The sequence below is a fragment of the Streptomyces aurantiacus JA 4570 genome (assembly GCF_000414115.1).
In the GTDB taxonomy this organism is placed as follows: Bacteria; Actinomycetota; Actinomycetes; order Streptomycetales; family Streptomycetaceae; genus Streptomyces; species Streptomyces aurantiacus_A.
The window spans coordinates 1-5634 of record NZ_AOPZ01000325.1; the positions used below are offsets into that span (position 1 = coordinate 1).

Genomic DNA, 5634 nt, shown 5'->3' on the forward strand with positions numbered 1-5634 from the left:
GCCTCCGTCAGCAGCTCAACAGCCCCCGCCGACCAATCCACCTGCGGCGTCGGCTCATCCACATGCAACGTCTTCGGCAGAACACCGGCCCGCATCGCCATGACCATCTTGATCACACCCGCGACACCCGCGGCAGCCTGCGTGTGCCCGATGTTCGACTTCAACGAGCCCAGCCACAAGGGCTGTTCGCCGGAGTGCTCCTTGCCGTACGTCGCGATCAGGGCCTGGGCCTCGATGGGGTCTCCGAGCGTGGTGCCCCCCGTGCCGTGCGCCTCGACCGCGTCGACGTCGCCGGGCTTCAGGCCGGCGCTGGCCAGGGCGTCCCGGATGACGCGCTGCTGCGAGGGGCCGTTGGGCGCGGTCAGGCCGCTGCTGGCGCCGTCCTGGTTGACGGCGGAACCGCGGACGACCGCGAGGATCTTGTGCCCGTTGCGGCGGGCGTCCGAGAGACGCTCGAGGAGCAGGAGCCCGGCTCCCTCGCCCCATCCCGTGCCGTCGGCCGACGCGGCGAAGGACTTGCAGCGGCCGTCCGTCGACAGGCCGCGCTGCCGGCTGAAGTCGATGAAGGTGCCCGCCGTGGGCATCACCGTCACACCGCCCGCGAGGGCCAGCGAGCACTCGCCCTGGCGCAGTGCCTGCGCCGCCAGATGCAGCGCGACGAGCGAGGACGAGCACGCGGTGTCGACCGTCACCGCCGGGCCTTCGAGGCCCAGGGTGTAGGCGACGCGCCCCGAGACGACGGAGCCCGCGTTGCCGGTGCCGATGTAGCCCTCTACGCCCTCGGGGAGGGCGTGCAGGCGGGTCGCGTAGTCGTAGTACATGACGCCGGCGAAGACGCCGGTGCGGCTGCGGCGCAGCGCGACCGGGTCGATGCCCGCGCGCTCGATCGCCTCCCAGGCGGTCTCCAGGAGGAGTCGCTGCTGCGGGTCCATCGCGAGGGCCTCACGCGGGGAGACGCCGAAGAAGGAGGCGTCGAACCGCGGGGCGTCGTAGAGGAAGCCGCCCTCGGCGGTGGTGCTGGTGCCCCGGTTGTCCGGGTCGGGGTCGAACAGCTCGTCCGTGTCCCAGCCGCGGTCGGTGGGGAACGGGGAGATGGCGTCCACGCCGTCGGCGACGAGCCGCCACAGGTCTTCCGGCGTGTTCACGCCGCCCGGGTAGCGGCAGCTCATGCCGACGATCGCGACGGGCTCCTGGCGGGCGTCCTCCAGTTCGCGCACCCGGCGGCGGGCGTCGCGCAGATCGGCCGTCGCCCGCTTCAGGTAATCGAGGTACTTCTCCTCGTCCGCCATTTACAGCGCCTCCTCGAAGCGGTCGGGGCGGTCCGTGTCCGACCCTGTGTCTGAGCTGTCTTCGTGTGTGGGTGAAGGGGTCTGGAGCTCGCTGTCGAGCAGGTCGAAGAGTTCGTCGGCGGTGGTGCCTTCGAGTTCCTCGAGCTCCCGGTCGCGGTCCGGGGCCGGGCCCGTGGCCCCGTCACGCCCGGTGGTGCGGGTGGTGTCCCAGGCGGTGAGCAGCGAGCGCAGGCGGCCCGCGACGCGGTCGCGTTCGGCCCCCTCGATGCCTTCGGTGCTGGTGCCGGCGGCCTTCAGGACGCTCTCCAGTCGGTCGAGTTCGGTGTCGAGGTCGCCGGGGTCGACCGGGCCGCCGGGGGGTGCGGCGGCGGTCGTGGGCAGTTCTTCCGACAGGTGCTCGGCGAGTGCCGCCGGGTTCGGGTAGTCGAAGATCAGCGTGCTCGGCAGCCGCAGTTCGGTCTCCGCGGTGAGGCGGTTGCGCAGCTCGACGGCCGTGAGGGAGTCGAAGCCGAGTTCCAGGAAGCCCCGGCTCAGTTCGACGGCGTTCGGCGACGCGTAGCCGAGCACGCCCGCCACGTGGGTGCGGACGAGGTCGAGCAGCATCCGGTCGCGCTCGGCACCGGTGCGGCCCGCGAGGCGCTGGGCCAGCGACTCGGTGCGCGCGGCCGGGGTGTCCGTGCCGGTCTGCGCGCGCCGGACCGCCGGCCGGACGAGGCCGCTGAGCAGGGCGGGCAGCGCCTCGGGCGGCTGGTTCCGCAGCGCCGCGGTGTCGATGCGGATCGGTACGAGCGCCGGGTGCTCGCTCGCCGGGGCGAGGTCGAGCAGGGTCAGGGCCCGTTCGGTGTCGAGGGCGAGGACGCCGCCGCGCGCCATGCGCTGGAGGTCGGCGTCGGCGAGGGCGCCGGTCATGTCGCTGTCCTGCGCCGCCCACAGACCCCACGCGAGGGAGGTCGCGGGCAGGCCCTGGGTGCGGCGGACGGCCGCGAGGGCGTCCAAGTAGGCGTTCGCCGCCGCGTAGTTCGCCTGACCCGGACCGCCGAAGACGCCGGAGGCCGAGGAGAACAGCACGAAGGCGGACAGGTCCAGGCCGGAGGTCAGCTCGTGCAGGTTCAGCGCCGCGTCCACCTTGGGGCGCAGGACCCTCGCCAAACGCTCGGGCGTGAGGGCAGTGACCACGCCGTCGTCCAGAACTCCGGCCACGTGTACGACTGCCGACAGCCCCTCGCCCGACTCCTCCAGGAGGGCGGCCAGCGCGTCACGGTCGGCCACATCGCACGCGGCAATGGTGGCCGTCGTGCCCAACTGGGCCAGCTCCGCCTGGAGTTCGGCGGCACCGGCGGCCTCAAGGCCACGGCGCGACACCAGCAGCAGATCCCGCACTCCATGCCGCTCGGCCAGGTGCCGGACCACGACGCGGCCCAGGCCACCGAAGGCGCCGGTCACCAGCACCGTGCCCGAACCCCACGGCGCCTCGACCACCCCCGGCTCAGCAGCGGCCACCCGCGACAAGCGCGGCACCCACACCGCGCCATCGCGCACCGCCACCTCGGGCTCACCCGAAGCCAGCACCTCGGCGAGACCCGACTCGGTCACCCCGGACACGTCCGCGTCCACCAGCACGAACCGGCCCGGATGCTCGGTCTGCGCCGACCGCACCAGACCCGCCACAGCGGCAGCCACAGGATCCGGCGACGCCGCATCCGTACCGATCACCACCGCACCCCGCGTCACCACAACAAGGCGAGACGCCGCGAAGCGCTCGTCGGCCAGCCAGCCCTGCACCACAGCCAGGGCCTCGGCCAACGACGCGGACACACTCTCCGGGCGAGCCAGAGCCTCGGCATCGGCGCGCGCCGAACGCTCGGCCGACCACACCACCGCCGCCGGAACATCCTCCCCGTCCTCGACGGCCGCACCCAGCGCCACGAACGGCACCGGCTCCGCCGCCGAAGCGGCGGACTGCCGCCGCCACTCGACGTGGAAGAGCGAGTCCGCGTGCGGATTCGGGGTGCTCATCCGCTCGATGAGCTCCTTCGACATGGGCCGGAAGACGAGCGCGTCGACCGAGGCCACCGGTGCGCCGGTGGCGTCCGCGACCTCCAGGGAGACGCCGTCCGTGCCGTTCGGCGTCAGCCGGACGCGGACCGTGGCGGCCCCCGCGGCGTGCAGGGTGACACCGGTCCAGGTGAAGGGCAGCCCGCCTGCCGTGGGCGCCGCGTCCGCCGGGGCGTCCGTGGGCGTACCGGCGGCGCGGGCGTGCAGGGCGGCGTCGAGGATCGCCGGGTGCAGGCCGAAGGCTCCGGCCTGCGTGTGGTCGTCGTCGGGCAGGGCGACTTCGGCGAACACCTCGTCACCGCGCCGCCAGGCGCCGCGCAGCCCCTGGAACACGGGCCCGTAGCCGAAGCCCGCGGCGGCCAGCTCCTCGTAGAGCCCGTCGACCACCAGTGGCTCCGCGTCGCGCGGCGGCCAGGAGGCCAGGTCGTCGGAGGCCGTCGGGGCGGCGGCCGTGTCCGGCCCGGACTCGGTCAGGGTTCCGGTGGCGTTCTTGGTCCAGGCTTCGGCCGACAGGCTCTCGGCCCCGGCGCCGGGCTCCGGCCGGGAGTGCAGGCTGATGGGCCGGTGTCCGGAGGCGTCGGGTGCCTCGACGCGCAGCTGGAGCTGGACGCTGCCGCGCTCGGGCAGGACCAGGGGCGCGCCGAGCGTCAGCTCGTCGAGGGTGCCGCAGCCGATCTGCCCGCCCGCGTGCACGGCGAGCTCCACGAAGGCGGTCCCCGGCAGCAGTACCCGTCCGGCCACGGCGTGATCGGCGAGCCACGGGTGCGTGGCGAGGGACAGTCGTCCCGTGAACAGGTACCCGTCCGTGTCGGCCAGGGGCATCCCGGCCCCGAGGAGCGGGTGCCCCGCCGGGGCGAGCCCCGCGGACTCGACGTCGGCGGTGCCGGCGGTCCCCCGGAGCCAGAAGCTCTGGTGCTGGAAGGCGTAGGTGGGCAGGTCCACGCGGCGGCGGTCCTCGGCCGGGGCGTACAGCGGCGCCCAGTCGACGCCGACACCGCGTACGTGGGCCTTGGCGAGGGCGGTGAGGAAGGTGTCCGCTTCCGGGCGGTCCTTGCGCAGGGCGCCGATCAGGCCCGCCTGTGCCGCCGCCTCCGTGTACGTGTCGTGGGCCATCGCGGTGAGTACGGAGTCCGGGCCCAGCTCCAGCAGCGTTGTCGCGCCGAAGCCGGTGAGCGCGCCGAGACCGTCGTGGAAGCGGACCGCCTCGCGGACGTGCCGCACCCAGTACTCCGGATCCCGGAGCTGGGCAGGCTCGGCCAGTTCACCGGTGACGTTGGAGACCACCGGCAGCACCGGCTCCTGATACGCCAAGCTCTCGGCAACCTTGCGGAAGTCGTCCAGGATCGGGTCCATCAGCGGCGAGTGGAAGTGGAAGGCGTGGGACACCTTCAGCCACCGCACCTTGCGGCCCTCGCCCCGGAGCGTCTCCTCCAAGCCCTCCAAGACGCCGCGGTCGCCGGAGAGGACCACCTGAGTGGGGCCATTCACGGCCGCCACACCCGCGCGGTCCGTCTCCCCCGCGAGCAGCGGCAGGACGTCCGCTTCGGCCGCCTGCACGGCGAGCATCGCGCCGCCCTCGGGCAGCGGCGTACCCCGTCTGCTCCAGGAGTTCGGCATCCGCGCCGAACATGACTTCCTTCAGGGGCAGGTCGAGCAGTCCGTCCAAGTGGGCGCACACCTCGTCCAACGCGTCCGCGAACACCGGGAACGCCTCGTACAACTCCCGGCCCATACCGAGCCGCTGGCTGCCCTGACCGGTGAACAACACCCCAAGGCGCCCCTCGGCCACAACTCCCGAGACCACACCAGCACCGTCGGCGACCACGGCCTCAAGGCCGGTCAGGAAGTCCTTCCGCTCCCGGCCGAACACCACGGCCCGGTGCTCATGCGTCGCGCGGCCGGACAGCAGCGACCAGCCCACATCGACGGGCTCCAGCTCGGTGCGCCCGTTCACGTGCTCGCGCAGCCGGTCGGCCTGCGCCCGCAGCGCCTCCGCACTCCGCGCCGACACCAACCACGGCAGCGCACTGGATAGAACGCTCGTTTTAGCGGACTCGGTAGGTTCAAGCTCCTCCACCGGAACCGGAGCCTGCTCCACGATCACGTGGGCGTTCGTGCCGCTCACGCCGAACGACGACACACCCGCGCGACGCGGCGCGCCGCCGTCCCGCTCGGCCCACTCACGCGCCTCGGTCAGCAGCTCAACGGCGCCCGCCGACCAGTCCACGTGCGTGCTCGGCCGGTCCACATGCAGCGTCCGCGGGAGGACACCGGCGCGCATGGCCATGAC

General features: G+C 73.4%; 2 protein-coding genes and 1 pseudogene. All 3 read right to left on the reverse strand.

What is annotated here, in order from left to right; all coding sequences use genetic code 11:
- Window positions 1–1289: type I polyketide synthase (locus tag STRAU_RS28125; protein ID WP_037662417.1), on the reverse strand; the 1289-nt coding region annotated here is incomplete at its 3' end.
- The gene (locus STRAU_RS41765; RefSeq protein ID WP_016643808.1) at window positions 1290–4961 is read right to left on the reverse strand and encodes a type I polyketide synthase; all 3672 of its coding nucleotides are present in this window, start codon (window positions 4959–4961) and stop codon (window positions 1290–1292) included. It lies immediately after the preceding gene.
- 259 nt (window positions 4962–5220) lie between these two features.
- A pseudogene (locus tag STRAU_RS43960) lies at window positions 5221–5631 on the reverse strand (ketoacyl-synthetase C-terminal extension domain-containing protein); the annotation flags it as partial.
- Window positions 5632–5634 lie beyond the last annotated feature (3 nt).